23 protein-coding genes and 2 pseudogenes are annotated in these 24,279 nt (G+C 65.0%); 12 read left to right on the top strand and 13 right to left on the bottom strand.

Annotated features, from left to right (window positions below):
- Positions 1-9 precede the first annotated feature (9 nt).
- From ACRQ5J_RS17195 to rpsB, 6 genes and pseudogenes are all read right to left on the bottom strand, one after another.
- Positions 10-849 carry a phosphatidate cytidylyltransferase gene (locus ACRQ5J_RS17195; RefSeq protein WP_432378318.1) on the bottom strand — a complete coding sequence of 280 codons (840 nt, stop codon included), beginning with the start codon at positions 847-849 and terminating at the stop codon, positions 10-12.
- Positions 849-1,601: a polyprenyl diphosphate synthase gene (uppS, locus tag ACRQ5J_RS17200; RefSeq protein ID WP_432378320.1), complete on the bottom strand. Its 753-nt coding sequence runs from the start codon at positions 1,599-1,601 to the stop codon at positions 849-851. The genes ACRQ5J_RS17195 and uppS overlap by 1 nt, the downstream gene beginning before the upstream one ends.
- A gap of 191 nt (positions 1,602-1,792) precedes the next feature.
- Positions 1,793-2,352, bottom strand: a pseudogene (gene frr, locus ACRQ5J_RS17205) (ribosome recycling factor).
- A gap of 28 nt (positions 2,353-2,380) precedes the next feature.
- Positions 2,381-3,097 (bottom strand): UMP kinase, encoded by a 717-nt coding sequence (gene pyrH / locus ACRQ5J_RS17210; protein ID WP_179671973.1) that lies wholly within the window; start codon positions 3,095-3,097, stop codon positions 2,381-2,383.
- Between the two features lie 123 nt (positions 3,098-3,220).
- Positions 3,221-4,137: pseudogene (tsf, locus tag ACRQ5J_RS17215) on the bottom strand (translation elongation factor Ts).
- A gap of 93 nt (positions 4,138-4,230) precedes the next feature.
- A complete protein-coding gene (rpsB, locus tag ACRQ5J_RS17220; RefSeq protein WP_432378322.1) occupies positions 4,231-4,983 on the bottom strand; it encodes a 30S ribosomal protein S2 in 753 nt (250 codons plus the stop codon).
- Positions 4,984-5,319: 336 nt separating this feature from the next.
- Here rpsB and ACRQ5J_RS17225 point away from each other — a divergent pair, with 336 nt between their 5' ends.
- The 8 genes from ACRQ5J_RS17225 (at position 5,320) to ACRQ5J_RS17260 (ending at position 14,209) form a co-directional block, all read left to right on the top strand.
- Positions 5,320-6,114, top strand: a complete 795-nt coding sequence (locus tag ACRQ5J_RS17225) for an MHFG family PEP-CTERM protein (RefSeq protein WP_432378324.1) — start codon at positions 5,320-5,322, stop codon at positions 6,112-6,114.
- Between the two features lie 148 nt (positions 6,115-6,262).
- Positions 6,263-7,084, top strand: a complete 822-nt coding sequence (gene map, locus ACRQ5J_RS17230; RefSeq protein WP_432378326.1) for a type I methionyl aminopeptidase — start codon at positions 6,263-6,265, stop codon at positions 7,082-7,084.
- A gap of 4 nt (positions 7,085-7,088) precedes the next feature.
- The gene (locus ACRQ5J_RS17235; RefSeq protein WP_432378329.1) at positions 7,089-9,671 is read left to right on the top strand and encodes a [protein-PII] uridylyltransferase; all 2,583 of its coding nucleotides are present in this window, start codon (positions 7,089-7,091) and stop codon (positions 9,669-9,671) included.
- Positions 9,672-9,693: 22 nt separating this feature from the next.
- Complete coding sequence (locus ACRQ5J_RS17240; protein ID WP_432378331.1) at positions 9,694-10,443, top strand: pseudouridine synthase; 750 nt, start codon at positions 9,694-9,696, stop codon at positions 10,441-10,443.
- Positions 10,444-10,649: 206 nt separating this feature from the next.
- The gene (locus ACRQ5J_RS17245; protein WP_432378333.1) at positions 10,650-11,321 is read left to right on the top strand and encodes a flagellar brake protein; all 672 of its coding nucleotides are present in this window, start codon (positions 10,650-10,652) and stop codon (positions 11,319-11,321) included.
- Positions 11,322-11,440: 119 nt separating this feature from the next.
- Positions 11,441-12,187 carry a PEP-CTERM sorting domain-containing protein gene (locus ACRQ5J_RS17250; protein ID WP_432378335.1) on the top strand — a complete coding sequence of 249 codons (747 nt, stop codon included), beginning with the start codon at positions 11,441-11,443 and terminating at the stop codon, positions 12,185-12,187.
- The gene (locus ACRQ5J_RS17255; protein WP_432378337.1) at positions 12,184-12,930 is read left to right on the top strand and encodes a PEP-CTERM sorting domain-containing protein; all 747 of its coding nucleotides are present in this window, start codon (positions 12,184-12,186) and stop codon (positions 12,928-12,930) included. Before ACRQ5J_RS17250 ends, ACRQ5J_RS17255 begins: the two co-directional genes overlap by 4 nt.
- Before the next feature lie 7 nt (positions 12,931-12,937).
- The gene (locus ACRQ5J_RS17260; protein WP_432378339.1) at positions 12,938-14,209 is read left to right on the top strand and encodes a DUF445 domain-containing protein; all 1,272 of its coding nucleotides are present in this window, start codon (positions 12,938-12,940) and stop codon (positions 14,207-14,209) included.
- Here ACRQ5J_RS17260 and ctaD read toward each other — a convergent pair.
- The 3 genes from ctaD to ACRQ5J_RS17275 are packed head-to-tail and all read right to left on the bottom strand — an operon-like array spanning position 14,187 to position 18,108.
- Entirely contained in the window at positions 14,187-16,685 is a 2,499-nt protein-coding gene (ctaD, locus tag ACRQ5J_RS17265; protein ID WP_432378340.1) for a cytochrome c oxidase subunit I, read from the bottom strand. The two genes, ACRQ5J_RS17260 and ctaD, sit on opposite strands and share 23 nt — an antisense overlap.
- Entirely contained in the window at positions 16,682-17,734 is a 1,053-nt protein-coding gene (locus ACRQ5J_RS17270) for a cytochrome c oxidase subunit II (protein WP_432378342.1), read from the bottom strand. The genes ctaD and ACRQ5J_RS17270 overlap by 4 nt, the downstream gene beginning before the upstream one ends.
- Positions 17,731-18,108, bottom strand: a complete 378-nt coding sequence (locus ACRQ5J_RS17275) for a c-type cytochrome (protein ID WP_432378343.1) — start codon at positions 18,106-18,108, stop codon at positions 17,731-17,733. Before ACRQ5J_RS17275 ends, ACRQ5J_RS17270 begins: the two co-directional genes overlap by 4 nt.
- A gap of 64 nt (positions 18,109-18,172) precedes the next feature.
- On the opposite strand from ACRQ5J_RS17275, the gene ACRQ5J_RS17280 reads away from it, so the two are divergent.
- Positions 18,173-19,033 carry a c-type cytochrome gene (locus ACRQ5J_RS17280; RefSeq protein ID WP_432378345.1) on the top strand — a complete coding sequence of 287 codons (861 nt, stop codon included), beginning with the start codon at positions 18,173-18,175 and terminating at the stop codon, positions 19,031-19,033.
- Here the strand turns inward: ACRQ5J_RS17280 and ACRQ5J_RS17285 are convergent, their stop codons facing one another.
- The 3 genes from ACRQ5J_RS17285 to ACRQ5J_RS17295 are packed head-to-tail and all read right to left on the bottom strand — an operon-like array spanning position 19,034 to position 20,710.
- The gene (locus ACRQ5J_RS17285) at positions 19,034-19,453 is read right to left on the bottom strand and encodes a S41 family peptidase (protein WP_432378347.1); all 420 of its coding nucleotides are present in this window, start codon (positions 19,451-19,453) and stop codon (positions 19,034-19,036) included.
- A gap of 41 nt (positions 19,454-19,494) precedes the next feature.
- Entirely contained in the window at positions 19,495-19,662 is a 168-nt protein-coding gene (locus tag ACRQ5J_RS17290) for a S41 family peptidase (RefSeq protein WP_432378349.1), read from the bottom strand.
- Complete coding sequence (locus tag ACRQ5J_RS17295; RefSeq protein WP_432378351.1) at positions 19,610-20,710, bottom strand: TPR end-of-group domain-containing protein; 1,101 nt, start codon at positions 20,708-20,710, stop codon at positions 19,610-19,612. The genes ACRQ5J_RS17290 and ACRQ5J_RS17295 overlap by 53 nt, the downstream gene beginning before the upstream one ends.
- An 89-nt stretch (positions 20,711-20,799) precedes the next feature.
- On the opposite strand from ACRQ5J_RS17295, the gene ACRQ5J_RS17300 reads away from it, so the two are divergent.
- The 3 genes from ACRQ5J_RS17300 to ACRQ5J_RS17310 all read left to right on the top strand — a co-directional run bounded on the left by ACRQ5J_RS17300 (position 20,800) and on the right by ACRQ5J_RS17310 (position 22,665).
- Positions 20,800-21,027, top strand: a complete 228-nt coding sequence (locus tag ACRQ5J_RS17300) for a hypothetical protein (protein ID WP_432378352.1) — start codon at positions 20,800-20,802, stop codon at positions 21,025-21,027.
- Between the two features lie 72 nt (positions 21,028-21,099).
- Positions 21,100-22,173, top strand: a complete 1,074-nt coding sequence (locus ACRQ5J_RS17305) for a DNA topoisomerase IB (RefSeq protein WP_432378354.1) — start codon at positions 21,100-21,102, stop codon at positions 22,171-22,173.
- Between the two features lie 66 nt (positions 22,174-22,239).
- Positions 22,240-22,665 (top strand): hypothetical protein, encoded by a 426-nt coding sequence (locus tag ACRQ5J_RS17310; RefSeq protein WP_432378356.1) that lies wholly within the window; start codon positions 22,240-22,242, stop codon positions 22,663-22,665.
- On the opposite strand, the gene def is transcribed toward ACRQ5J_RS17310, so the two are convergent.
- Positions 22,662-24,272: a peptide deformylase gene (gene def, locus ACRQ5J_RS17315; RefSeq protein ID WP_432378358.1), complete on the bottom strand. Its 1,611-nt coding sequence runs from the start codon at positions 24,270-24,272 to the stop codon at positions 22,662-22,664. The two genes, ACRQ5J_RS17310 and def, sit on opposite strands and share 4 nt — an antisense overlap.
- Positions 24,273-24,279 lie beyond the last annotated feature (7 nt).

Consider the following 24,279-nt stretch of genomic DNA (forward strand, 5'->3'; position numbering starts at 1 on the left):
GTAATTCTTTCAGATCCAGGACGACACCAGCGCGGCCATCGGCAGCACCGGGACCAGCGCGTCCACGCGGTCCAGCACGCCGCCGTGGCCAGGCAGCAGGTTGCTGCTGTCCTTCATGCCGGCGCGGCGTTTCAATTGGGATTCAAACAGGTCGCCGATGACCGAGAACATCACCAGCACCAGCAGCACCAGCAAGGCCACGGCCCAGCCGAAGCGCGCCTGCAGCCTGAAGGCGAAGGTGTCCTGCAGCCACGGCGCGGCGCCGCCGGCCAGCACGATCGAGACGGCCGCCAGCACCAGCACGGCGACGGCGCCGCCGACGGCGCCCTCCCACGACTTGCCCGGCGAAATGGTCGGCGCCAGCTTGCGCTTGCCGAAGGCCTTGCCGGAGAAATAGGCGCCGATGTCGGCGATCCACACCAGCACCATCACCGACAGCAAGTACAGCGGCGACTTCAGGTACAGGCCGACCAGCGCGAAGAAGGCGGCAAACACGGCAAAGGTAAACGTGATGGCCAGCGACCAGTTGGCGGCCGTGCCCAGCTGCGGCAGGCCGAGGCCGAGCGTGGGCGCATAGCGGATCAGCCACAGCAGCGCGGCCACGCCGTACAGCGCGTTGACCGCGCCCGGCTTGGCCGAGTACATCAGCAGCACGAACAGGCCGCCGCCGATGAAGCCGAACACGCGCGCCTTGCTTTCGTTGAGGCCGAACAGGCGCGCGCCCTCCCACACGGCGGCGCCGACAAACAGCGTCACCACCAGGGCGAACGCGGGGAAATAGTTGAAGAACAGGACCGGCAGCAGCACCGCCAGCAACGCCAGAGCGGTAATAATCCTCGTTTTCAGCATCAGTTTGTCTTTTCAGCCAGTTGCGCGCCGGTGCGGCCGAAACGCCGCTCGCGGTGCTGGTAGGAGGCGATCGCCTCGTCGAGACACTCGGCGGTGAAATCCGGCCAGTAAATGTCAGTGAAGAACAGCTCGGTGTAAGCCAGCTGCCACAGCAGGAAATTCGAGATGCGCTGCTCGCCGCCGGTGCGGATGAACAGGTCGGGCTCGGGCGCGTAGGCCATGGCCAGGTGCGGCGCCAGCTGCTCCTCGGTGAAGTCGGTCACGCCCGGGTGGGCCTTGGCCATCTGCGACACGGCCTGCATGATGTCCCAGCGGCCGCCGTAGTTGGCGCAGATGGTGACGGTCATGCGGGTGTTGGCGGCGGTCTTGCGCTCGGCGGCGGCAATCATGCCTTGCAGCTTGCTGTCAAAGCGGCTCAGGTCGCCCACGACCTTGAGGCGGATGTTGTTGGCGTGCAGCTTGGAGACTTCGCGCTCCAGCGCGGTCACGAACAGGCGCATCAGCAGGGAGACTTCCTCCTCCGGGCGGCGCCAGTTTTCGGAGCTGAAGGCAAACAGGGTCAGGTATTCGACGCCGCGGCGGGCGCAGGACTCGACCACGGTGCGCACGGCTTCCACGCCCTTGACGTGGCCGCCCACGCGCGGCAGGAAGCGCTTGGTGGCCCAGCGGCCGTTGCCGTCCATGATGATGGCTACGTGGCGCGGCACGGCAGGTGCGTCCGGAACCTCGGTTGTCGAACTCGTATATTTCATGAAAACGTCGGTGCCAAAGTATAAAGTATTGCAGGTGTGCGATAAAAAGACAAGACAAGCGCCGTACAAACGTCATTCCCGCGCAGGCGGGAACCCATGCGGCGCGTGCGGGCACGCGGCCGATGGATTCCCGCCGGCGCGGGAAGTCGGTTCGCCCAGTGGGCGAAGTGACGGGACGTTGCAGCCGCAGCTTAAACCGTCAGAATCTCTTTTTCCTTCTCGCCCAGCACCTTGTCGATGTCGGCGATGAACTTGTCGGTCAGCTTCTGCACGTCGTCGGCGCCGCGGCGCTCGTCGTCTTCCGAGATGGCCTTGTCCTTGACCAGCTTTTTCAGGCTCTCGTTGGCGTCGCGGCGGATGTTGCGCACGGCCACCTTGGCGTCTTCCGCCTCGCCCTTGGCCAGCTTGACCATTTCCTTGCGGCGCTCTTCGGTCAGCGGCGGGGTCGGCACGCGGATCACGTCGCCCTGCGCGGCCGGGTTCAGGCCCAGGTCGGCGTCGCGGATGGCTTTCTCGATGGCGGCCGCCATTTTTTCTCGAACGGCTGCACGCCGATCGTGCGGGCGTCCACCAGCGTCAGGTTGGCCACCTGGTTGATCGGGGTCGGGTTACCGTAGTAATCGACGGTCACGTGGTCGAGAATACCGGTGTGGGCACGGCCGGTGCGCACCTTGGCCAGATCGGCGCGCAGGGTTTCCAGCGATTTGGTCATGCGCTCTTGCGCGCTCTTTTTAACGTCAGCTACGGACATTGCTGCTCTCCTGTGTATCTAAATCTAATTAAACGTGAACCAGTGTACCTTCATCCTCGCCCATGATGACGCGTTTCAGCGCGCCCGGCTTGGTGATGGAGAACACCTTGATCGGCAGCTTCTGGTCGCGGCACAGCGCAAAGGCGGTGGCGTCCATCACCTGCAGGTGCTTGGCGATTGCTTCGTCGAAGCTGATCGAATGGTACAGCGTGGCGTTCGGGTCCTTCTTCGGGTCGGCAGTATACACGCCATCGACCTTGGTGGCCTTGAGCACGATCTCCGCGCTCACTTCCGAACCGCGCAGTGCCGCTGCGGTGTCGGTGGTGAAGAACGGGTTGCCGGTGCCGGCCGCGAACACCACCACCTTGCCTTCCTCCAGGTATTGCAACGCTTTCGGGCGCACATACGGCTCGACCACCTGCTCGATGCCGATCGCCGACATGACGCGCGCGGTGATGCCGACGTGGCGCATGGCGTCGGCCAGCGCCAGCGCGTTCATCACGGTGGCCAGCATACCCATGTAGTCGGCGGTGGCGCGGTCCATGCCCTGGGCGCCCGGCGCGACGCCGCGGAAGATATTGCCGCCGCCGATGACGATCGCCAGTTCCACGCCCAGTTTCGCGACCTCGGCCACATCGGCTACCGTCCGCTCGATCGTGGCGCGGTTGATGCCGTAAGGGTCATCGCCCATCAGGGCTTCGCCGGACAATTTGAGGAGGACGCGCTTGTAGGCTGGTTTGGACATGAGACGGGGCTCCTAAGTTGAGGGGTTAATTCGGGGTAAGTCGGTCGGCGCCTATGATACCTTGCCCGGCGCCGCGTACTGCTGCGGGCTTAAAAAAACGGGCCTCTCGGCCCGTTTCTTTTATTACGCTCCTTTGGAAGCGGCCACCTGCGCGGCCACTTCTGCTGCGAAGTCGTCTACCTTCTTCTCGATACCTTCGCCAACGACGTACATGACGAACGATTTGACGGTGGTCGATTTTTCTTTCAGCATCTGCTCGATCGATTGCTTGTCGTTCTTCACGAAAGCCTGGTTCAGCAGCGATACTTCTTTCAGGTACTTCTGTACCGAGCCTTCCAGGCGCTTGGCGACGATGTCGGCAGGCTGTGCTGGCTTGCCGGCGGCCACAGCGGCGGCGGCATCTTCGTCCGCTTTCAGCTGAGCAACCGAGCGCTCTTTTTCGATCAGTTCGGCTGGAACCTGGTCGGCCGACAGCGACACCGGCTTCATTGCAGCGATGTGCATGGCCACGTCTTTACCGACTTGCTCGTCGGCGCCGTCGAACTCGACGATCACGCCGATGCGGGTGCCGTGCAGGTACGACGCCAGCTTGGCGCTGGTTTCGAAACGCTGGAAGCGGCGGATCGACATGTTTTCGCCGATCTTACCGATCAGGGCCGAACGCACTTCGTCCAGGGTTTTGCCGTCGTCGCCGGCTGGCAGGGCCAGCAGGGCAGCCACGTCGGCCGGGTTTTTCTCAGCCACCAGGCGGGCGGCGGTGTTGGCCAGGGCCAGGAAGTCGTCGTTTTTCGCAACGAAGTCGGTTTCCGAGTTCACTTCGACCAGCGCGCCCACGCCGCCGGCGATGTAGGTTGCCACCACGCCTTCAGCGGTGATGCGGCTGGCGGCTTTACCAGCCTTGCCGCCCAGCTTGACGCGCAGGATCTCTTCCGCACGGGCCATGTCGCCTTCGGCTTCGGTCAGTGCTTTTTGCATTCCATCATCGGCGCGTCGGTTTTCGCGCGCAGTTCGCCTACCATTGCTGCAGTAATCGCTGCCATGTATTTCTCCTGTAATTCGGTATTCGGGGGTGGTTAGTTAAAAAAAGGGGGAGCTGATGGCCACCCCTTTTTCGTACAGCCTGTCAGGAACGATTAAGCCTGTTCGCTGACTTCGACGAATTCGTCGCCGGCTGCGGCTTTAACCATCTCAACAACTTCAGCGCCAGCTGCCGAACGGCCTTCCAGGATCGCGTCTGCTACGCCGCGGGCGTACAGGGTGATGGCTTTCGACGAGTCGTCGTTGCCTGGAATGACGTACTGCACGCCTTCTGGCGAGTGGTTGGTATCGACCACGCCGATGACTGGGATGCCCAGTTTGGCGGCTTCGGTGATGGCGCCCTTGTGGTAGCCGACGTCAACGACGAAGATGGCGTCAGGAACGCCGCCCATGTCTTTGATGCCACCGATCGATTTTTGCAGCTTGACGATTTCGCGTTGGAACATCAGCGCTTCTTTTTTCGACAGCTTCTCAACCGAACCGTCTTGCAGAGCGGCTTCCATGTCTTTCAGGCGCTTGATCGAGGTCTTGATGGTTTTGAAGTTGGTCAGCATGCCGCCCAGCCAACGCTGGTCAACATAAGGAACGCCTGCGCGCTGGGCTTCTGCAGCGATGATATCGCGAGCTTGACGCTTGGTGCCCACCATCAGGATGGTGCCACGCGAAGCGGCCACTTGCTTAACATGCTTCATCGCTTCTTGATACATACCCATCGTCTTTTCCAGATTGATGATATGGATCTTGTTGCGGTGACCGAAGATGAACGGCGCCATCTTTGGGTTCCAGAAACGGGTTTGGTGACCGAAGTGGACACCGGCTTCCAGCATTTCGCGCATAGTTACGGACATAATTTACTCCAGGGTTAGTTCTGGAATCCGATCAGTCACCAAAGCGTTTGCCTGGCACCCTTGTCGACCGGATTCGCGTGTTTAAATTAACGAGAATAACAACATTGCTTAAACCAAATTCAAGCAACCCGGGATTCTACCGCAAAAACCCCTGTTACAGCAAACTTTTCACTGTGAGCGGGCGGCATGACACATAAATGCACTAAAACAACGCGACAATGGAAAAGATAAAGAAAATGTAATACCATTACACAAAGAGAAATCGAAATTTTTTAATACCAATCCTCGTTGCGCCCAGCCAATGCGATGACGTCCATTTAACGAAAAATCGCCCTCATGTCATTATTGCTCGCAGTAACTCTCGCCGCCGCAGTACAACCTGCTTGTTCGTGGGACCGCCCGGGACACAACCCGTACACCGGCAGCGCCGCCGCCGCGATCGACCGCTACACCGACATCCCGGAAGCCGTGCGCCGCACGCTCAAGCGCCGCATCGAGGAACACCAGCCCGACGATGAAGTCGCCATCACCCGCGACGCCATCGGCGGCAAGCACCAGTACAATCCGGCCATCCGCGACATGCACTTCGGCGCCGCCTCGGTGTGCGCCAGCGTGACCCGCAGCAAATGGGCGGCCGCCCGCAGCGAGCCGGGCGCCGTGTACTGCGTGGACGAACACTGCATCCTGGTGCCGCAGATTTGCGGCAACGTCAGCCGCATCTCGCGCCAGGCCACCACGGTCGCGCAATCGGCCGAGCCGGAAGTCGGCCTGCTGGGCGACGAGGCCGAGGCACCGCCGGAATTCAAGAACGTGAACCTGGTCGACACCGACGACGCCCGCAGGGCGCCGCCGGCCGAAGAGGAAGAGCAGGAACCGCGCGTGCGCCGCGCCAGCAACCCGGGCGTCAAGGAATTCGTCGTCGGCGACGAACTCGATATTGACGACCTGGCAACGGAACTGGTGCGCCATATCGACTTCGACTTCAACGACGAGGTCGACAACGTGCTGCCGTCGGCGGTGCCCGAGCCTGCCACCTGGGCCATGCTGCTGGGCGGCCTCGGCCTGCTGGGCTGGCGCGCGCGCCGCCGCGCCGCCAGCCCGGCCGCCGCCGCTGCGCCGAACGCCGGCTAAGCGCCCGCCAGGCGCCGGCGCCGGCGCCGCACCGGCAAGCCCCGCCGTCGTTTATAATTTCCCCATATTCGCACGCCACGCGCCGCCGCTTTCCAGCGGGCGGCGCGCCGGGCGTGTTCACCGTTTACTTTGCTGATTGCGATTTTCTATGTCTATTTCCATCAAAACCGCCGAAGATATCGAAGGCATGCGCGTGGCGGGCCGGCTCGGCTCCGAAGTGCTGGACTACATCACGCCGTTCGTCAAGCCGGGCGTCACCACCGGCGAGCTGGACCGCCTGTGCCACGAATACATGGTCAACGTGCAGGGCACCGTGCCGGCGCCGCTGAACTACTGCCCGCCCGGCTACACGCCCTACCCCAAGGCCATCTGCACCTCGGTCAACGACGTCATCTGCCACGGCATCCCGGGCGACAAGGTGTTGAAGAACGGCGATGTCGTCAACCTCGACATCACCGTCATCAAGGATGGCTACCACGGCGACAACAGCCGCATGTTCTTCATCGGCGAACCGTCGATCCTGGCCAAGCGCCTGTCCGACATCACCTATGAATGCATGTGGCTGGGCATCGAGCAGGTCAAGCCGGGCGCCACGCTGGGCGATATCGGCCACGCCATCCAGCAGCACGCCGAAAAAGCCGGCTACAGCGTGGTGCGCGAGTTCTGCGGCCACGGCATCGGCAAGGTGTTCCACGAGGAGCCGCAGGTGCTGCACTACGGCAAGCCGGGCACCGGCGTCAAGCTCGAAGCCGGCATGATCTTCACCATCGAGCCGATGATCAACGCCGGCCGCCGCGAGATCCGCGAAATGAACGACGGCTGGACCATCAAGACCAAGGACCGCAGCCTGTCGGCGCAATGGGAGCACATGATCCTGGTGACCGACAGCGGCTACGAGGTGCTGACGCTGTCGGCCGGCAGCCCGCCGCCGCCGGCTTTCGTCACCGGCATGAGCGCCAAGGCGGCCTGACCCGATGAACGCGGCCGTGATGAAGAGTGAACTGCGCGAGCGGCTCAAGCGCCAGCTGAAGGCCGACCGCCAGGTCGTCATTGCCGCCTTCAAGGAAGACGGCAAGCCGGAAAAGCTGCTGCGCAGCCTGCGCCAGAGCGTCGACGCGGTGCTCGCCACGGCCTGGCACGCGGCCGCGCTGCCGGAGGACACGGCGCTGGTCGGCGTCGGCGGCTACGGCCGCGGCGAGCTGTTCCCCTATTCCGACGTCGACCTGCTGATCCTGCTGGCGCAGGCGCCCGACGCCGCCACCACCGAAAAGCTGGAGGAGCTGGTGCAGCTGCTGTGGGACCTGGGCCTCGAAATCGGCCACAGCATCCGCACCGTCGACGAGTGCCTGAGCGAATCGGCGGCCGACATCACGGTGCAGACCAGCCTGCTGGAAGCGCGCATCATCTGCGGCGACGAGCAGCTGTTTGCCGAACTGCAGGCGCGCTACGACGCTGCCATGGACCCGCGCGCGTTCTACCAGGCCAAGGTGCTGGAGATGAAGCAGCGCCACGCCAAGTACGAGGACACCGCCTTCAGCCTGGAGCCGAACTGCAAGGAAAGCCCGGGCGGCCTGCGCGACCTGCAAGTGATCCTGTGGCTGGTGAAGGCGGCCGGCCTGGCCAGCTCGTGGCGCACGCTGGCCACCAGCGGCCTGATCACGCAGACCGAGGCGCGCCAGCTGATGGAGAAGGAGCGCGCCTTCAAGGACATCCGCGTGCGCCTGCATTTGCACGCCGGCCGGCGCGAGGACCGGCTGGTGTTCGACGTCCAGACCGCCATCGCCGAATCGCTGGGCCTGACCGCCACCGGCAGCGGCGTGCACATGCGCCGCGCCAGCGAGTACCTGATGCAGCGCTATTACTGGGCCGCCAAGACCGTCACCCAGCTCAACACCATCCTGCTGCAAAACATCGAGGAACGGCTGTTCCCGCAGGACGGCGTGGCGGTGCCGATCAACGCCCGCTTCAACGACGTCAACGGCCTGATCGACATCGCCGCCGACGACACCTTCGAGAAAACCCCGTCGGCGATGCTGGAAATCTTCCTGCTGATGACCGAACGGCCGTCGATCAAGGGCATGACCGCGCGCGCCACCCGCGCGCTGTGGCACGAGCGCTTCCAGATCGACGCCGCCTTCCGCGCCGACCCGGCCAACCGCTCGCTGTTCCTGCAAATCATGCAGGCGCCGCGCGGCATCATCCACGCGCTGCGGCGCATGAACGACCTGTCGGTGCTGGGCCGCTACCTGCCCAACTTCCGCAAGATCGTCGGCCAGATGCAGCACGACCTGTTCCACGTCTACACGGTCGACCAGCACATCCTGATGGTGGTGCGCAATATGCGCCGCTTCACGATGGCCGAGCACGCGCACGAATACCCGTTCTGCAGCCAGCTGATGGCCAACTTCCGCAAGCCGTGGGTGCTGTTCCTGGCGGCGCTGTTCCACGACATCGCCAAGGGCCGCGGCGGCGACCACTCCAAGCTCGGCATGGCCGACGCCGAACAGTTCTGCCGCGACCACGGCATGAGCGAGGCCGACACCGAGCTGGTGGTGTTCCTGGTCGAAAACCACCTGACCATGTCGCAGGTGGCGCAGAAGCAGGACCTGTCCGATCCGGACGTGATCCAGGCCTTCGCCACGGTGGTCGGCGACGAGCGCCACCTGACCGGCCTGTACCTGCTGACGGTGGCCGACATCCGCGGCACCAGCCCGAAAGTGTGGAACGCCTGGAAGGCCAAGCTGCTGGAGGACCTGTACAAGATCACGCTGCGCGTGCTCGGCGGCGAGCCGCACAGCGCCGACAACGAGCTGCGCACCCGCCAGCAGGAAGCGCTGGCCACGCTGCGCCTGTACGGCCTGGCGCCGGACGCGCACGAGGCCTTCTGGCGGCAGCTCGACGTCGCCTACTTCCTGCGCCACGACGCCTCCGACATCGCCTGGCAGACGCGCGCACTGTACGAGCGCTTCAACAGCGCCCAGCCGGTGGTCAAGTGCCGCCTGGCGCCGATCGGCGAGGGCTTGCAGATCGCCGTCTACATCCAGGACCAGCCCGACCTGTTCGCGCGCATTTGCAGCTATTTCGACCGCAAGAACTTCTCCATCCTCGACGCCAAGATCCACACCACGCGCCACGGCTACGCGCTCGACACCTTCATGGTCACCGAGCAGAACTTCGCCAAGAACTACCGCGACATCATCAACCTGATCGAGCACGAGCTGTGCGCGCTGCTGACCCATCCGGAGCCGCTGCCGGCGCCCGGCAAGGGCCGGCTGTCGCGCCTGTCGCGCACCTTCCCGATCCAGCCGACGGTCGACCTGCGGCCGGACGAGCGCGGCCAGTACTACCTGCTGTCGGTGGCCGCCAACGACCGCACCGGCCTGCTGTACGCGATCGCCAACGTGCTGACCAAGTACAAGATCAACCTGCACACGGCCAAGGTCATGACGCTGGGCGAACGCGTGGAAGACGTGTTCCTGATCGACGGCGCGGCGCTGTCCAACGCCCGCAACCAGATCCAGCTGGAAACCGACCTGCTGGACGCCATCAAGGTTTAACCTGTTTTATAAGAGTTTAGAAATGTCTGAAGAATTACTCCGCCTGTCCAAACGCATGTCCGAACTGGGCTTGTGCTCGCGCCGCGAGGCCGATGAATGGATCGCGCGCGGCTGGGTCCGGGTAGACGGCAAGGTCGTCTCGGAACTGGGCACCAAGATTTACCCGAGCCAGAAAGTCACCGTCGAGCGCCAGGCCGCCGCCGAGCAATCGAAGCGCGTGACCATCCTGATCAACAAGCCGATGGGCTATGTGTCCGGCCAGGCCGAGGACGGCTACCAGCCGGCGGTGGCGCTGATCAAGCCGGAAAACCGCTGGCCGGACGATCCGTCGCCGGAGCAATTCCACCCGACGCAGCTGCGCTCGCTGGTGCCGGCCGGCCGGCTCGACATCGACTCGGTCGGCCTGCTGGTGCTGACCCAGGACGGCCGCGTGGCCAAGCACCTGATCGGCGAAACCACCGACGTCGACAAGGAATACCTGGTGCGCGTCGAGTACAGCAAGCCCGGCAAGCTGCCCGACAGCGACCTGAAAAAACTCAACCACGGCCTGTGGATGGACGGCAAGCCGCTGCTGCCGGCCAAGGTGCGCTGGCAAAACGACGACCAGCTCAGCTTCACGCTGAAAGAAGGCAAAAAGCGCCAGATTCGCCGCATGTGCGAAATGGTTGGCTTGAAAGTTGTCGGTTTGAAACGTGTTCGTATCGGCAAAGTGAAACTGGGCGACCTGCCGGTCGGCCAGTGGCGCTATTTGCGCCCCGATGAACGCTTTTGAACCACAACACGCTAAAATTTCTTGCTATTTTGCAAGCCAAGATCGCCAATCCGCCGTAAAATGCGCAGATCGACCTCGCATTGTAGAAGTCATTATCAAAGAGATATGCCGTCGTGAACGATCCTATACCAAATGAATTCCGTCGCGGGCCTCCCACCCTAAAAGACGCTGTGGAGCCAATCGCCGCGGGTTCGAAACCGCACGACATGACCGATGAACACGACATCGGCGATGCGCTGACCTATCTGGCCGAGTCCGGCGAGGCGGTGTCGGTGTACCCGTCCAGCGCCACCAATGTGGTGATGGCGCGCATCAAATCGGTCGATCCTGAACAGCCCTACTTCGTGCTGGAGCTGAACGAAGGCGAATTCCTGCCGCCCGGCGACGCGGTGTTCGTGGCCCGGCTGCGCTCGGCCAAGATCCAGTTCCTGCTGTCGTCGCCGCAATGGTCGTCCAAGCCCAACGAGCCGACCCTGATTCCGCTGGAATTCCCGCTGAAATGCCAGGTGCTGAACCGCCGCGCCTCGGCGCGGCTGGAAACGCCGCTGGGCGTGTACTACATGGCCTCGTTCGTGCTGAACGGCAAGCCGTATGAATTGCAGCTGTACGATTTCTCCGCCGGCGGCGTCGGCATGCGCGCCGCCCCGCGCGACGCGGTCGGCCTGCACGTCGGCCGCAAGCTGCAGCGCGTGCGGCTGGAGCTGGGCCCGGACTCGGTGATGATCGCCGACCTCGAAGTGCGGCTGTCGCGCACCTTCCGCTCCTTCCTGCTCGGCGAGCAGGTGCAGATCGGCTGCCAGTTCATCAATTTGTCGCAGTCGATGCAGGATGAGCTGAAGCGCCTGCTGGACAACCTCAACAGCAACAAGCACCGCTGATTTCTAGCACTGATCGCGCGCCGAAATCCAACCGTGCGCGATAAAATTAATTATTCTATTTGCATTCATTTGTGACATGAATTTAGTGTCATACTCCGCTGCTGGGGAGAGGATGCAGAATGAAGACGCCACTATTGCGCGGGGTGGCCGCGGCTATCGGTCTGGCCTGCGGCGCCGCCCACGCCGCCAGCTACGTCAAGCTGGCCGGCGAGCACATCGATTTTTACTACGACAGCGACTTCTGGACGCTGGGCGCCGCCGTCAGCGGCACTACCATCTCGCTGCGGCCGGGCGGGATGGCCGCCAGCGCGCAGGTGACCGAGGGCGCCGCCGATCCCAACGACGGGCCGCTGTTTACCGCCGGCGTCGCGGTCAACCGCGCGTTCGACCAGGCGGTCATCGCGGTGGCGCACGCCGGCTACACGCTGAATAACCAGCTCAACGCGGTGGGCGCCTACACGCTGCGCTACACCGGCTATTACGGCGATTCGACGCAAAGCCTCATCAGCGATTTCACCAGCGGCACCTTCGGCAGCGGCGGCTTCAGCGCCGGCGCCGCGCTGGGCCGGCAGATCCAGTGGTCCTATCGCTACACCCATGAGTTCACCTGGGACGGCGCCGCCAGCTACGAGCCGCTGGAACTGGCCACCAGCCTGAACGCGCATGCGGCGATCGCCGCCAGCGGCGTGTTCAGCGCCAGCGCGTCCACCAGCGGCCTCGGCCTGGCCGAAGCGGGGCTGGACAGCGTCAGCTACACCTTTGATGTCAGCGCGGTGCCGGAACCGGAGCAGTACGCGCTGCTCGGCGCCGGCCTCGCTTTATTAGCCTTTGTGGCGCGCAAGCGCCGGCAGGAGAATCGCGGATGAAATTTCCCATGTTAGGTGTTGTGATGGCGGCCGCCACGCTGGCCGCCGGCGCCGCGCAAGCGGCCAACTATGTCAAGCTGAGCGGCGACAAGGTCGACTTTTATTACGACCGCGACTTCTGGACGCTGGGCGCCACCGTCAGCGGCAATTCGATCAGCGTGCTGACCGGCCTGGTCGGCGAGAGCGTTGCCGTCAGCGAGGGCGCGCAAGATCCCTACCAGGGGCCGGTCTTCAGCAAGGCGCTGAACTTTGAGTACGCCTATGACAACAGCATCATCGCGGTGGCCCACGACGGCTACTGGCTCAACAACAATATCACGGCGGCCGCCGACGTCAGCCTGCAATCGTCCGGCTTTTCAGGCTCGTCGAGCTTCACGCTGGAAAACGTCTACACCAGAGGCGAGTACAGCGGCGGCAGCTTCGTGCCGGCCGGGGCACTGGGCACCAATGTCGAGCACCGCTATTTCTACTTCGACGGTTATGGCAACGGCGGCGCCGGCGAGGACAACTCGCCCATTTATCTGGGCACCACCCGCGAGCGGCACCAGGCCATCGCCGCCGGCGGCGTCTATTACGGCACCGCCGAGGTGACCGGGCTGGGCATCGGCAGCTCCACGCTGAACGGCATCAATTACAACTTCAGCGTCACCGCCGTGCCGGAGCCGGACCGGTACGCGCTGCTGGGGGCCGGGCTGGCACTGCTGGGCTATCTGGCGCGCCGCCGGCAAAGGAGCGTGCCATAATCGGCGCATGACCAAAGAAGCGGAATTAACACGTTCCAAGCAACTGGCACTGGCGCTGCTGGCAGCGGCGGCGGCGGTGTTTGTCGTCACCTCGCTGCTGCCGCGCGGCTTCTGGGTGGACGCCCTGCGCGCCGTGTCGGAGGCGGCCATGGTCGGCGCGCTGGCCGACTGGTTTGCCGTGGTGGCGCTGTTCCGCAAGGTGCCGATCCCCTTCATCCAGCACCACACCGCCATCATTCCCGGCAATAAGCACCGCATCGCCGACAACCTGGCCGGCTTTGTCGAGGAAAAGTTCCTCAGGCCGGAAGCGCTGGCGGCGGTGATCCTGAAGACCGATCCGTCGACCCACGTGGCCGAATGGCTGCAATCGCCGGACAACCGCGCCTACCTGGCGCGCCACCTGCTCAAGCTGCTGCCGGAAATCCTCGCCACCGCCGACGACGCCCGCATCCAGCAGTTGCTGCGCGACGCGCTCAACGCCGCCATCGGCAAGCTGGACCTGTCGCGTTCGCTGGGCACGGTGCTGGCGGGGCTGACCAGGGACGGCCGCCACCAGGAGCTGCTGGACGACGGCATAGTGGCACTGATCGGCGTGGTCAACCGCCCCGCCACGCGCGACATGATCGCCGGCCAGATCGCTGCCTGGCTCAAGCGCGAACACGCCACCATGGAGCTGATGCTGCCGACCGAATGGATCAGCGAAAGCGGCGCCGCCATGATTGCCAGGGCGCTGCAAAACATCATGGAGGACATCGCCGCCGACCGCGACCACAAGCTACGCCTGAAGTTCGACGACATGGTGCAGCGCTTCCTGGCGCGGCTGGAATCCGATCCATCGTTTGCCGCCAGGGGCGAGGAATTCAAGCGCTACCTGCGCGACGGCGACGCCTTCAACAACTACATCCACGGCCTGTGGGGCAGCGTGCGCGACTGGATCAAGGCCGATATCGCCGGCGGCGACTCGCGCCTGCACGACGGCGTGTTGCAGGCCGCCGGCTGGCTCAGCGAGGAACTGCTGCGCCACCCGGCGATGCGCGCCTCGCTCAACCAGCACCTGGCCGGCATGGCGCGTACGCTGGCGCCGGCCTTCGCCAGCTTTTTCACGCGCCACATCAGCGACACGGTCAAGGCCTGGGACGACCGCGACATGTCGCGCCAGATCGAGCTCAATATCGGCAAGGACCTGCAATTCATCCGCGTCAACGGCACGCTGGTTGGCGGCATGATCGGGCTGCTGCTTTACCTGTCGTCCCAGCTCATCGAGTGGGCAGCCCGCTGACCAGGTACACCGCCAGCGCCAGCACCGCGCCTTGCAGCGTCACGTAGTGCCACACCAGCGCGCAGTTATCCGCGGTGGCGCGGTTGACCGCGCTCAGGCGGCCGCTCCATGAGCGCAGCCACAGGTAGACGCCCAGGATCGCCAGCAGCACCGCGTGCAGTCCCTGATAAGCCAGCATCGCGGCGATGGTCGCGCCCCAGGCTGTCGCCACCGGGTCCAGCCCGGCCGCGACGTGGCCGCCGATCTGCAGCGCCACCCCGGCCAGCATGCATGGCAGCGCCGCCGCCAGCGCCAGCCGCTGCCAGCCGTCCGCCGCGCGCCGGCGCGCCCACTCCAGCAGCAGCGAGCCGGCCGCCAGGGCGCCGCACGCGGCCCAGTTCCACCACGCCGGCGGCAGGCTGCTGCCCGGTGGCGGGCACACCTCCAGCCGCATCGCCGTGTGGATGTGCGCGAACACGAAGGAGGCAAACACCGTGGCGTCCACCACCAGCATGATGACGGTGGCCCACCACGAGTGGGACAGCACGCCGCGCGCGCCCAGCGGCAGTGTGACGTCGTCCGCCACGCGCACCTGGCGCTGCATCGGCAGGCTGTCGGACTGCCACATCCACGCCAGCACCGACACCACGGCGACGATGCCGCACGCCCACGCCGCCAGCGCCATCTTCACCGTCAGCAGCAGGAAGAAGCCGGCCGTGCCCAGCGCGGCGGCGAGCGGCCACCAGCTGTCGCCCGGCAGCACCTGCACATACAGCGGCCTGGCCTGCACCGGGCTGGTGACGATGGTTTCGCGCCGGCCGGTGCCGGTGCCGGGCAGCCAGTGGGCGCCGGCCTCCACCTCGTGCGCCAACTGCGGATCGTCCCATAGCGGTTCGCGCGAGCGCACGTCGGGGATGCTGCGCGTGGCGTAGTCTTCGGCCGCTATCCATTCCAGCGTTGGCGCCTGCCACGGATTGCCATGCGCGCGCTTCGGCTTGCGCAGCGTGCGCAGCATGTCCACCATGAATAGCAGCACGCCCAGTCCCAGCATGAAGGCGCCGATGCTGGAAGCGAGGTTCAATCCATCCCAGCCCATTTCGGTCGAATAGGTGTAGACCCGGCGCGGCATGCCGAGCAGGCCGCTGATATGCATCGGGAAGAACGCCAGGTTCATGCCGGCGAACATCAGGCCGAACACCCAGCGCGCCAGCCGTTCCGACATGCGCTGGCCGTTCACCAGCGGCAGCCAGTAATACAGGGCGCCGAACATCGGGAACACCAGGCCGCCGATCAGCACATAGTGCAAGTGGGCGACGATGAAGTAGCTGTCGTGCGCCTGCCAGTCGAACGGCAGCACCGCCACCATCACGCCGGTCAGCCCGCCCAGCACGAAGATGAACAGGAAGCCCAGCACGAACAGCATCGGCGCGTTGATGCGCACCTGGCCGCGCCACAAGGTGGCGATCCACGCGAACACTTGTAACGCCGTCGGCACGGCGACGATCATGCTGGCAGCCGAAACCAGCGTCGACGACCACAGGCTCAGGCCGGCGGTGAACATATGGTGCGCCCATAGCGCGAAACTGATCGCCCCCACCGCCGCCAGCGCGATCACCACCGGCCGGTAACCGACCAGCGGCGCGCCGACCAGCGACGGCAGCATCATCGACACCATGCCGGCCGCCGGCAGGAAGATGATGTACACCTCCGGATGGCCGAAGAACCAGAACAGGTGCTGCCATAGAACCGGGTCGCCGCCGCGCGCCGGGATGAAGAACGGCCAGTCGTAGGCGCGCTCCAGCTCCAGCAGCGTGGTGCCGGCGATAATCGCCGGGAATGCAAACACGATCATCAGCGCGATCACCAGCATGGCCCAGGCGTAGACCGGCATGCGGCCCAGCGTCATTCCCGGCGCGCGCGTGAACAAAATGCCGACGATCAGCTCAATCGCGCCGGCGATGGCGGAGATTTCGATAAAGCCTATCCCCAGCAGCCAGAAGTCGGCGTTGATGCCGGGCGAGTGCTCCTTGCTCGTCAGCGGCGGATACATGAACCAGCCGCCGTCCGGCGCCAGCCCGGCGAACAGGCTGACAAAGAAACCCAGGCCGCCGGCGGCGTAGGCCCAATAGGCATACGCGGACAGGCGCGGGAACGGCAGGTCGCGCGCGCCCAGCATGGCCGGCAGCAGGAACACCGAGATCGCTTCCACCACCGGGATGGCGAACAAGAACATCATCACCGTGCCGTGCATGGTGAACACCTGGTTGTACAGGCCGGGACTCAGCAGGTTGCTGTCGGGCGTCGCCAGCTGCGCGCGTATCATCAGCCCGAGTATGCCGGCCAGCACGAAGAACAGCAGCGCGGTGCCGATGTATAGCTGGCCGATGGTGGCGTTGTTGACGGTGGTGAGAAAGCGCAGCCCGCGCGGCGTGCGCCACACGCGTTCCAGATCTTCGAGTTCGCCCTCGGGGCGCGGCAGCGAGCTGCGTCGGGTCATTTGAGTTGCTCCAGGTAGGCGGCCAGCGCTTGCAGCGTGTCCTGGTCCATGTCCGCGCTGGCCGGCATGCGCACGCCCGGCTTGACGCTGTGCGGATTGGCGATCCATGCCGCCAGCGCCCCGCGCCCATTGCGCACCGTGCCTGCGCCCAGATACAGGCGGCTGCCGATGTGCGTCAGGTCTGGCCCAAGCCCGCCCTCGCCCACGACCGTACGGTCGGTGTCCAACGTGCCACTCGTTCCGCTCGCGCCCCTGATGCCGCCCGTGTCGCCGGTGACGCCGGTGACGCTGATGCCGCTGGCAGCGCCCGTGGCCTGCGCTGTGTCGCTGACGCTACGCACGGTGTGGCACGCGCCGCAGCGCTGCTGCGCGAACGCCCGCTGCCCCGCCGCGACCTGTCCCGTCAGCCCCGCCGTGCGCGCAGGCGCGGCCTGCTGCGCCAGCCATGCCCGAAACTCGTCCGGGCTTTGCGCCACCACGTGCAAAGCCATGCGCGCATGTTGCTCGCCGCAATACTCGGCGCACTGCGCGCGATAAACGCCGGCACGGTCCGCCTGCAGCGTCATGCCGTGCAGCCGTCCCGGCACCATATCCACCTTGCCCGCCAGCGCCGGCACCCAAAAACTGTGAATCACATCCGCGCTGCTCAAGCCCAGATACACCGGCTGCCCGACCGGCAAACGGATTTCATTGGCCAGCACAATATCCGGCCCGCCAGCGGGATCGGTATAGCGCACCTCCCACCACCACAGCCGCGCCACCACGGCAATCTTCACCGCATGCTGCGACGACGGCATGCTCAATTGCGCGCTGCGCCACGTAGAAAACGCCAACAGCGACGACAACACCAGCACCGGCAGCACAACGCCGCCGCCCCACAGCCACCAGCGCGGATGCACAACACGCCGGCCGCGCAAGCCCATCACGCACAGCACCATCACACCGATCAGCGCCACAGTGGCGCCGCCGGTCAGCACCCAGGCCAGCTGCGCGATCACTTCCGCATCCGGCCCGGCCGGGTGCAAGGCGGATTGTTGAGGATTGCTCATGGCGTCGCATACAGGTAAGCGGCCATGTGGCGCGCGTCCTGTTCTGACACGCCCATCGCCGGCATGCTGGCGCCAGGCTTGAGTGCGGACGGGTCGACCAGCCAGCGCACCAGCGTCTCCGGGGCGTTGGGCAGGCTGCCGGCGATGTAGCTGCGGCGCCCAAAACCATCGAGCGGTGGCCCCAACTGGCCGCGCGCCGCCGCCACGCCGCCGATCTGATGACAGGCGCCGCACTGATACTGCGCCAGCAGCACCCTCCCCAGCTTTGCATCGCCGCCGGCCACGCGCGCAGGCGGCGGCCCGCCGCTATCGCAAGCGGCCAGCCACGCCAGAGGAAGAAGAAAAAGGATGCGCACGATTGAGAACCAGCTCAAGCCCGAGGTCTGGCTATACTATAAGAATTACAATATTCTTGTCTTTTCAATAGGACGCAGCCACATGACCTCCGCCCGCCGCCGACTCGTCGCCGCCACTGTGGCCGCCACCCTGGCGGTACTGGCGGTGCTTGGCGCGGCCGGCGGCTTGCTGGTGATGCACGGCGGTTTTTACAACACCGGCGCCACGCAATCGCATTTCCAGTGGGTGCATAGTGTGCTGGAAATCGCGCTGGAACGCTCGGTGCGCTACCACGCACGCGACATCGTCGCGCCGTCCGCGCTGACCGGCGTAAAACCGGACAGCCCGCTGGCCTTGCGCGGCGCAGCCTTATATCGCGACAACTGCGTGGTGTGCCACGGCGCGCCCGGCGTCGCGCAAGGCGACATCGGGAAAAGCATGCAGCCGATACCCGGCCCGCTGTCCGATGCCGCGCGCCGCTGGCAAACGCCCGAGCTGTATTGGATCACCCGTCACGGCGTAAAGATGAGCGGCATGCCGGCATGGCAGTATCGCCTGGCCGATGAAGATATCTGGGCGGTGGTGGCCTTCCTGACGGTGCTGCCGGTGCTGTCGCCGCCGGCCTACAGCGCAATGGCAGAACAGGCGGGCCATCCACAGCGCGCCGCGCGCGCCGCACATACGCAGCCGGATACGGAACGCGGCCGCCTGGCGCTGACGCAATACGCATGCAACGCCTGCCACCAGATCGAAGGCGTTACCGGCCCCGCAACCATGGTCGGGCCGCCGCTGCGCGATCTGGCCAAGCGCCAGTACATCGGCGGCCACCTGCCCAACAACGCCGCCAATCTGGCGCGCTGGATACAGGACCCGCAGCGCTACCAGCCGCAGAGCGCCATGCCGGCCATGGGCGTGAGCGAATCGGACGCGCGCGACATCGCCGCCTATCTGCTCAAGCCCTGATCAACGCTTGCCAAGTTCCGCCAGCGCACGCTCCAGCACCGGATCGCGCCCTGCGCGCAGCCCGGCCACCGTCTGCCTTACCTCGACGGACGGCGCCACGCCAGCGCCGACAAACTCGCGGCCATCGGGGTAGGTGTCGCGCTTGGCGCAGACGCGTGCCGCGCCGCCGCCGGGCAACGTAAAGTTGATCGCCTGTCCAGTGCTGCCGCCCGTGGCCTCGCCGATTGTCAGCCCGCGCTGCATGATGGTGAAACTGAGGACAAAATCCTCGCCCGCCGAATATGTCTGTGGCCCCGTCAACACGGCGACCGGACCGTCGTACACCTGCTCGCGCGCCAGCGTGTACTGCCAGTCCGGCATACGGTGCCAGCTCACCAGGCTGGCCATGGAAGCGCGCAGGTAGCTGTCGGCGCCACGCACGTAGCTGGTGGCGCCCAGCAGCGGCTTGCGGGTCAGGTAGCTCAGAATCTTGTAGCCAATGTCGCCGTTGCGCCGCCGCCATTGCGGCGCATGTCGATCACCAGGCCGCGCGCTTTCAGTATCTGCGGCAGCGCGGCCTCGAAGGCTTTGAGGCCGCTATCGTCGGTAAAATGCTCGATGCGGATGTAGGCCACACCGTTGTCCAGCATCCTGAACTCCGGCGCCTCCGGCCAGTGGTAGCCGGCGCTGCGGGCCGAAACTTTCGTCACGCTCCTTGCCGTTGGCGGCGCGCAGGCGCAGTACGGCCGGTGCCTTGGCCGCCCCGCGCAGCAGGCCAACCGTGTAGGTCTGGAAGTCGCGGTCCTGCGGCGCGCCGGCGCTCACCAGCGGCATCACGCGCTGTCGGGCGTAATCGTGCACCGCCATGCCGTCGACGGCCAGCACTTCATCGCCGACGCGAACCCGATCGCGCAGCGCCGCATCGCCGACATGCGCCACCAGCACCCTGCCTTCGACCAGCGTGGTGCGCAGCGGCGGCACCGCTTCAAATTCCGCATTCAGTTCGCCGGGCGCCCAGATGTTGGTGTGGCCGTCCTTCAGCAACGGCGCCAGCTCGCGCAGCACGGCATAGTAATCGCGCGTGGTCTGCGCGGCCATCACCTTGGGCAGATAGTCCATATAGACCTGATTCCAGTCCAGTTCCGGCACCTTGTCGAAGTAGACGAAACTGTGGCGCGCCTCTGCCCAGAACTGCGTCAGGCCGGCGATGCGCTCCTCGACCGTCAGCGCCTCCTTGTAGGGATGATCGCTGGCGGGGCCTTTCCACAAGCGATGCGGCGCCTCGGAGGCCGTCAGCATCGCCTGAAAGCGCGGCTCGTTGCGCAAGGCGTCGAAAGCGCTGTCGTTGCGCAGCATCTGTGCGGCCGCCGGGAGCCAGATCACTGTGCGCGCCTGATCCAGCGCATCCAGCGCCTGTTCCTTGCGGCCCTGGCGGCCATAGAGCGCGGCCAGCGGCAGCAGCGTGTTGTAGCTCTCCTGGCGCAGCGCCGGGTTGGCGGTGGCCTGCTCCGCCGCCTTCAGTGAACGCAAAGCTTCCTCCAGCAGCGCCGTGGCGCGCTCCACGTCAGCCGTGGCGGCGGCCTGCTGGCGCAAGTCACGCGCGTGCGCCACCGTGTCCGCCCCTGCCGGCAGCGCCGCGTGGGACAACGGCGCACACGTCGCCCATACCAATAATATCGAAGCGGATAAACGGCGCATGGCTTCCTTGCCCGAAAAGTAATGGGCCGCATCTTAATACAGTCGCGCCGTCGTGGCACAATAACGGCTTACATTTTTGGAAGACCATCATGACCATCTTTGCCGCTCCCGTGTTCGACGCCACCGTCATCTACGAAGGCAACGAATTATTTAAAGGCCAGGGCGCCGCCAAAGGCTGGGCCGAAAAACTCGCGCGCGAACTGGAATGCGATATCGGCGTCGAGAAGATCGGCACCGGCTGGGTATTGACCGGCGCCCCCGACGGCGTCGCCTGCAAGTGGAGCATCGTCGGCCAGCGCCTCAAGCGCATGGATTAATCGTGCGCTAGCGCACATCGTCCGTCCATTTGGCCGGGTACGATTCAACGTACACAGCCAACAAGGATAGCGATGAAGCGTGATGACATTCCAGCCGCCGACCTGGCGCCAATTGCCGCCAAACTGGCGGGGCTGCGCTATGTGCACGACGACCAGCCGGGCATCGCGCGCCGCCTGCGCGGCAAACAGTTCCGCTATCTCGACAGCGACGGCAAGGCTGTCACCGACGAAGACACGCTGGCGCGCATCAAATCCCTGGTGATACCGCCGGCTTGGACCGATGTCTGGATCTGCAAGCATGCGCTGGGCCACTTGCAGGCCACTGGCCGCGATGCGCGCGGGCGCAAGCAATACCGCTACCACCCGCGCTGGCGCAGCCACCGCGATGAAGCTAAGTACGAGCGCATGCTCAGCTTCGGCAAGGCGTTGCCGGCAATCCGCAAGGCGGTGGACGAGGCGCTGCGCAAACCGGGCCTGCCGCGCGAGAAGGTGCTGGCCACCATCGTCTACCTGCTGGAGGCGACGCTGATGCGCATCGGGAACGAGGAGTATGCGCGCGAGAACAAATCATTCGGCCTGACCACGCTGCGCGACCGCCATGTGCGCCTCAATGGCGGCAAGGTGGAATTCCGTTTTCGCGGCAAGAGCGGCGTCCATCACGCGGTCGAGGTGCATGACCGCCGCCTGGCCAATATTATCCGCAAGGTGCGCGACCTGCCCGGCCAGGAGTTATTCCAGTACGAGGACGACGACGGCAATCCGCACGCCATCGGTTCGGCGGACGTCAACGACTATCTGCAATCGATCACCGGCGCGGACTACACCGCCAAGGATTTCCGCACCTGGGCCGGCACCGTGCTGGCCGCCGTCGCGCTGCTGGAATACGAGAAGTACGACTCCGAAGCGCAGGCCAAGAAGAACGTGGTGCAGGCCATCGAATCGGTCGCGAAAAACCTCGGCAACACGCCGACCATCTGCCGCAAGTGCTATGTGCACCCGGCGGTCATCGAGTCCTACCTCGACGGCACCATGCTGACCGCCCTGCGCCGCCGCGCGCAGCAGGAGCTCAAGGAAGACCTGCACGCACTGCGCCCCGAAGAGGCAGCCGTCCTGGCCCTGCTTCAACAGCGCTTGCGCCAGGGCTGAAACCGCGTCAGCGATTGCCGACAGATTCGCGCCGGCACATCCGTGGGTGGGAGTAAAATCGTCCGCATGCCGCCCATCCTGCCCTTCCCGATCCGTAAAGAGTGCCCGCCCGGCGCCTGCGAATGCCGCCAGGGCGAGCTATTGGACGCCTGGGAGCGCGACACCCAGACCGACATCCGCGTGCTGCGGCTCACCCGCGAAGAGGAAAAGGCGCTGATCGCCCGCATTGAGGCGATCGACAACTACGAGGCGCTCGGGCGCATCGAACAGCGGCTGCACGAGTTGCTGGGCGTGCGCCTGACCATCACCCCCAGCACCAACGGCGTGCGTACTGTCATGGGCTTGCAGATCAAACTTGCGGAGCAGCCGGGCTTGTGCCGGCGCACGCGCGAGAGCATCCCCGCCGCCATCCGGCGCTGCCTCGGCAAGCATCCGGAAATCATCTACGCGCTGCTGAACGCGCGCGATCTGCTGCGCGACGGCGAAGACTAGTCGGCGTGGAACTCGCTGGCGTTGACGAACAGCTCCCAGCTGGCGATGAACAGCGCCGCCACTACAGGACCGATGACGAAACCATTCAGGCCAAACAGCGCCATGCCGCCGATGGTGGACAGCAGCACCACGTAATCGGGCATCTTGGTGTCCTGGCCGACCAGGATCGGGCGCAGGAAATTATCGACAAGGCCGATGACGAACACGCCGAACAGGGCCAGGCCGACGCCCTGCCACAACTCGCCGGTGGCCACGAAGTACACCGCCACCGGCGCCCAGACAATGGCCGCGCCTATCGCCGGCAGCAGCGACAGGAACGCCATCAGCACGCCCCACAGCACCGGCGCGCGCACGTCGAGGAACCAGAACGCCAGGCCGCCCAGCGCGCCCTGCGCGATGGCCACCAGGATATTGCCCTTGACGGTGGCGCGAATCACGGTGGTGAAGTTCTGGAACAGGCGCTGCTTGTACTTGCGGCTCAGCGGCACCGCCTCGCGCACACGCTTGGCCAGTTTGTCGCCGTCGCGCAGCAGGAAGAACAGCAGATAGAGCAGGATGCACAGGCTGGTGAGGAAGTCGACGGTGTACAGGCCGGCGTTGATGGCGCGCTTGGCCACATCCTGACTTACCTGCGAGGCCGCTTCGGTAAGCTTGTCCTGCAGGTAGGAGAGACTGGTCAGATGGAAGCGGTCCAGCAGCGACACCAGCCAGTTGGGCAACGCCGCCATGACCTTGTTGAAGAACGAGCCGACCGTGATTTCGCCCGAACGCATCAGCTCCACCACCGACGAAGCCTGGTTGATGATCGAAATCGAGATCAGCGTCAGTGGCAGAATCACCATCACGACGATTAGCAGCAGCGTCAGCGTCGCGGCCAGCGCCGCGCGGTTGCGCGTGCGTTGCAGCAGCCAGCGATACACAGGCGCGAACAGAATGGCCAGCACCACGCCCCAGAAAATCGCGCCGGCATACGGCGCCAGTATCCAGCCGAAGCCGATGGTGACCACGGCCAGCAGGAACAGGAATACTTTTTGTTGGAAGGAGAATGGAACCATAATCGTCGCTACGCGTCGGTCGTCGTCGTTGGGATCGAGGCCGGGGAACATCACCTCGGTGAAGCCGAATTTGGAAAAGTCCCTGATCCGCATCGGATACAGCTTGCCCAGCAGGTGATCGACCTCGTGCTGCACCACGCGCGCGTGGAAGCCATCGACCTCGCGCCGGATTGGCTGATTATGCTCATCCACGCCCTCGTAGCGCAGCTTGACGTAGCGCGGCACGCTGCCGCGCAGTCCCGGCACCGACAGGCAGCCCTCGAAACCCTCTTCCATCTCTTCCGACAACGGCGTCAGGACAGGGTTGATCAGCACCGTCTCCGGCACCTGCGGCGCCTCCGGATAGCGCGGGTTCTGCTTGAAGCCAAAGATCACCAGTTGCAGGTTGACGCCAATCTGCGGCGCCGCCAGCCCGGCGCCATTGGCCGCGTACATCGTATCGAACATGTCCGCAATCAGCTGCTTCATCGCCGGCGTATCGAACTCGGTCACCGGTTCCGCCACGCGCAGCAGGCGCGGGTCGCCCATCTTGAGGATTTCACGAACGGTCATTGCCTCT

The sequence above is a fragment of the Duganella sp. P38 genome (genome assembly GCF_050859475.1).
Lineage (GTDB): Bacteria > Pseudomonadota > Gammaproteobacteria > Burkholderiales > Burkholderiaceae_D > Rugamonas.

What these genes read in the sequence shown, in the direction of transcription:
- ACRQ5J_RS17195 (WP_432378318.1), bottom strand. Translation starts at nt 849, where the DNA reads ATGCTGAAAACGAGGATTATTACCGCTCTGGCGTTGCTGGCGGTGCTG.
- uppS (WP_432378320.1), bottom strand. Translation starts at nt 1,601, where the DNA reads ATGAAATATACGAGTTCGACAACCGAGGTTCCGGACGCACCTGCCGTG.
- pyrH (WP_179671973.1), bottom strand. Translation starts at nt 3,097, where the DNA reads ATGTCCAAACCAGCCTACAAGCGCGTCCTCCTCAAATTGTCCGGCGAA.
- rpsB (WP_432378322.1), bottom strand. Translation starts at nt 4,983, where the DNA reads ATGTCCGTAACTATGCGCGAAATGCTGGAAGCCGGTGTCCACTTCGGT.
- ACRQ5J_RS17225 (WP_432378324.1), top strand. Translation starts at nt 5,320, where the DNA reads ATGTCATTATTGCTCGCAGTAACTCTCGCCGCCGCAGTACAACCTGCT.
- map (WP_432378326.1), top strand. Translation starts at nt 6,263, where the DNA reads ATGTCTATTTCCATCAAAACCGCCGAAGATATCGAAGGCATGCGCGTG.
- ACRQ5J_RS17235 (WP_432378329.1), top strand. Translation starts at nt 7,089, where the DNA reads ATGAACGCGGCCGTGATGAAGAGTGAACTGCGCGAGCGGCTCAAGCGC.
- ACRQ5J_RS17240 (WP_432378331.1), top strand. Translation starts at nt 9,694, where the DNA reads ATGTCTGAAGAATTACTCCGCCTGTCCAAACGCATGTCCGAACTGGGC.
- ACRQ5J_RS17245 (WP_432378333.1), top strand. Translation starts at nt 10,650, where the DNA reads ATGACCGATGAACACGACATCGGCGATGCGCTGACCTATCTGGCCGAG.
- ACRQ5J_RS17250 (WP_432378335.1), top strand. Translation starts at nt 11,441, where the DNA reads ATGAAGACGCCACTATTGCGCGGGGTGGCCGCGGCTATCGGTCTGGCC.
- ACRQ5J_RS17255 (WP_432378337.1), top strand. Translation starts at nt 12,184, where the DNA reads ATGAAATTTCCCATGTTAGGTGTTGTGATGGCGGCCGCCACGCTGGCC.
- ACRQ5J_RS17260 (WP_432378339.1), top strand. Translation starts at nt 12,938, where the DNA reads ATGACCAAAGAAGCGGAATTAACACGTTCCAAGCAACTGGCACTGGCG.
- ctaD (WP_432378340.1), bottom strand. Translation starts at nt 16,685, where the DNA reads ATGACCCGACGCAGCTCGCTGCCGCGCCCCGAGGGCGAACTCGAAGAT.
- ACRQ5J_RS17270 (WP_432378342.1), bottom strand. Translation starts at nt 17,734, where the DNA reads ATGAGCAATCCTCAACAATCCGCCTTGCACCCGGCCGGGCCGGATGCG.
- ACRQ5J_RS17280 (WP_432378345.1), top strand. Translation starts at nt 18,173, where the DNA reads ATGACCTCCGCCCGCCGCCGACTCGTCGCCGCCACTGTGGCCGCCACC.
- ACRQ5J_RS17290 (WP_432378349.1), bottom strand. Translation starts at nt 19,662, where the DNA reads ATGCTGGACAACGGTGTGGCCTACATCCGCATCGAGCATTTTACCGAC.
- ACRQ5J_RS17295 (WP_432378351.1), bottom strand. Translation starts at nt 20,710, where the DNA reads ATGCGCCGTTTATCCGCTTCGATATTATTGGTATGGGCGACGTGTGCG.
- ACRQ5J_RS17300 (WP_432378352.1), top strand. Translation starts at nt 20,800, where the DNA reads ATGACCATCTTTGCCGCTCCCGTGTTCGACGCCACCGTCATCTACGAA.
- ACRQ5J_RS17305 (WP_432378354.1), top strand. Translation starts at nt 21,100, where the DNA reads ATGAAGCGTGATGACATTCCAGCCGCCGACCTGGCGCCAATTGCCGCC.
- ACRQ5J_RS17310 (WP_432378356.1), top strand. Translation starts at nt 22,240, where the DNA reads ATGCCGCCCATCCTGCCCTTCCCGATCCGTAAAGAGTGCCCGCCCGGC.
- def (WP_432378358.1), bottom strand. Translation starts at nt 24,272, where the DNA reads ATGACCGTTCGTGAAATCCTCAAGATGGGCGACCCGCGCCTGCTGCGC.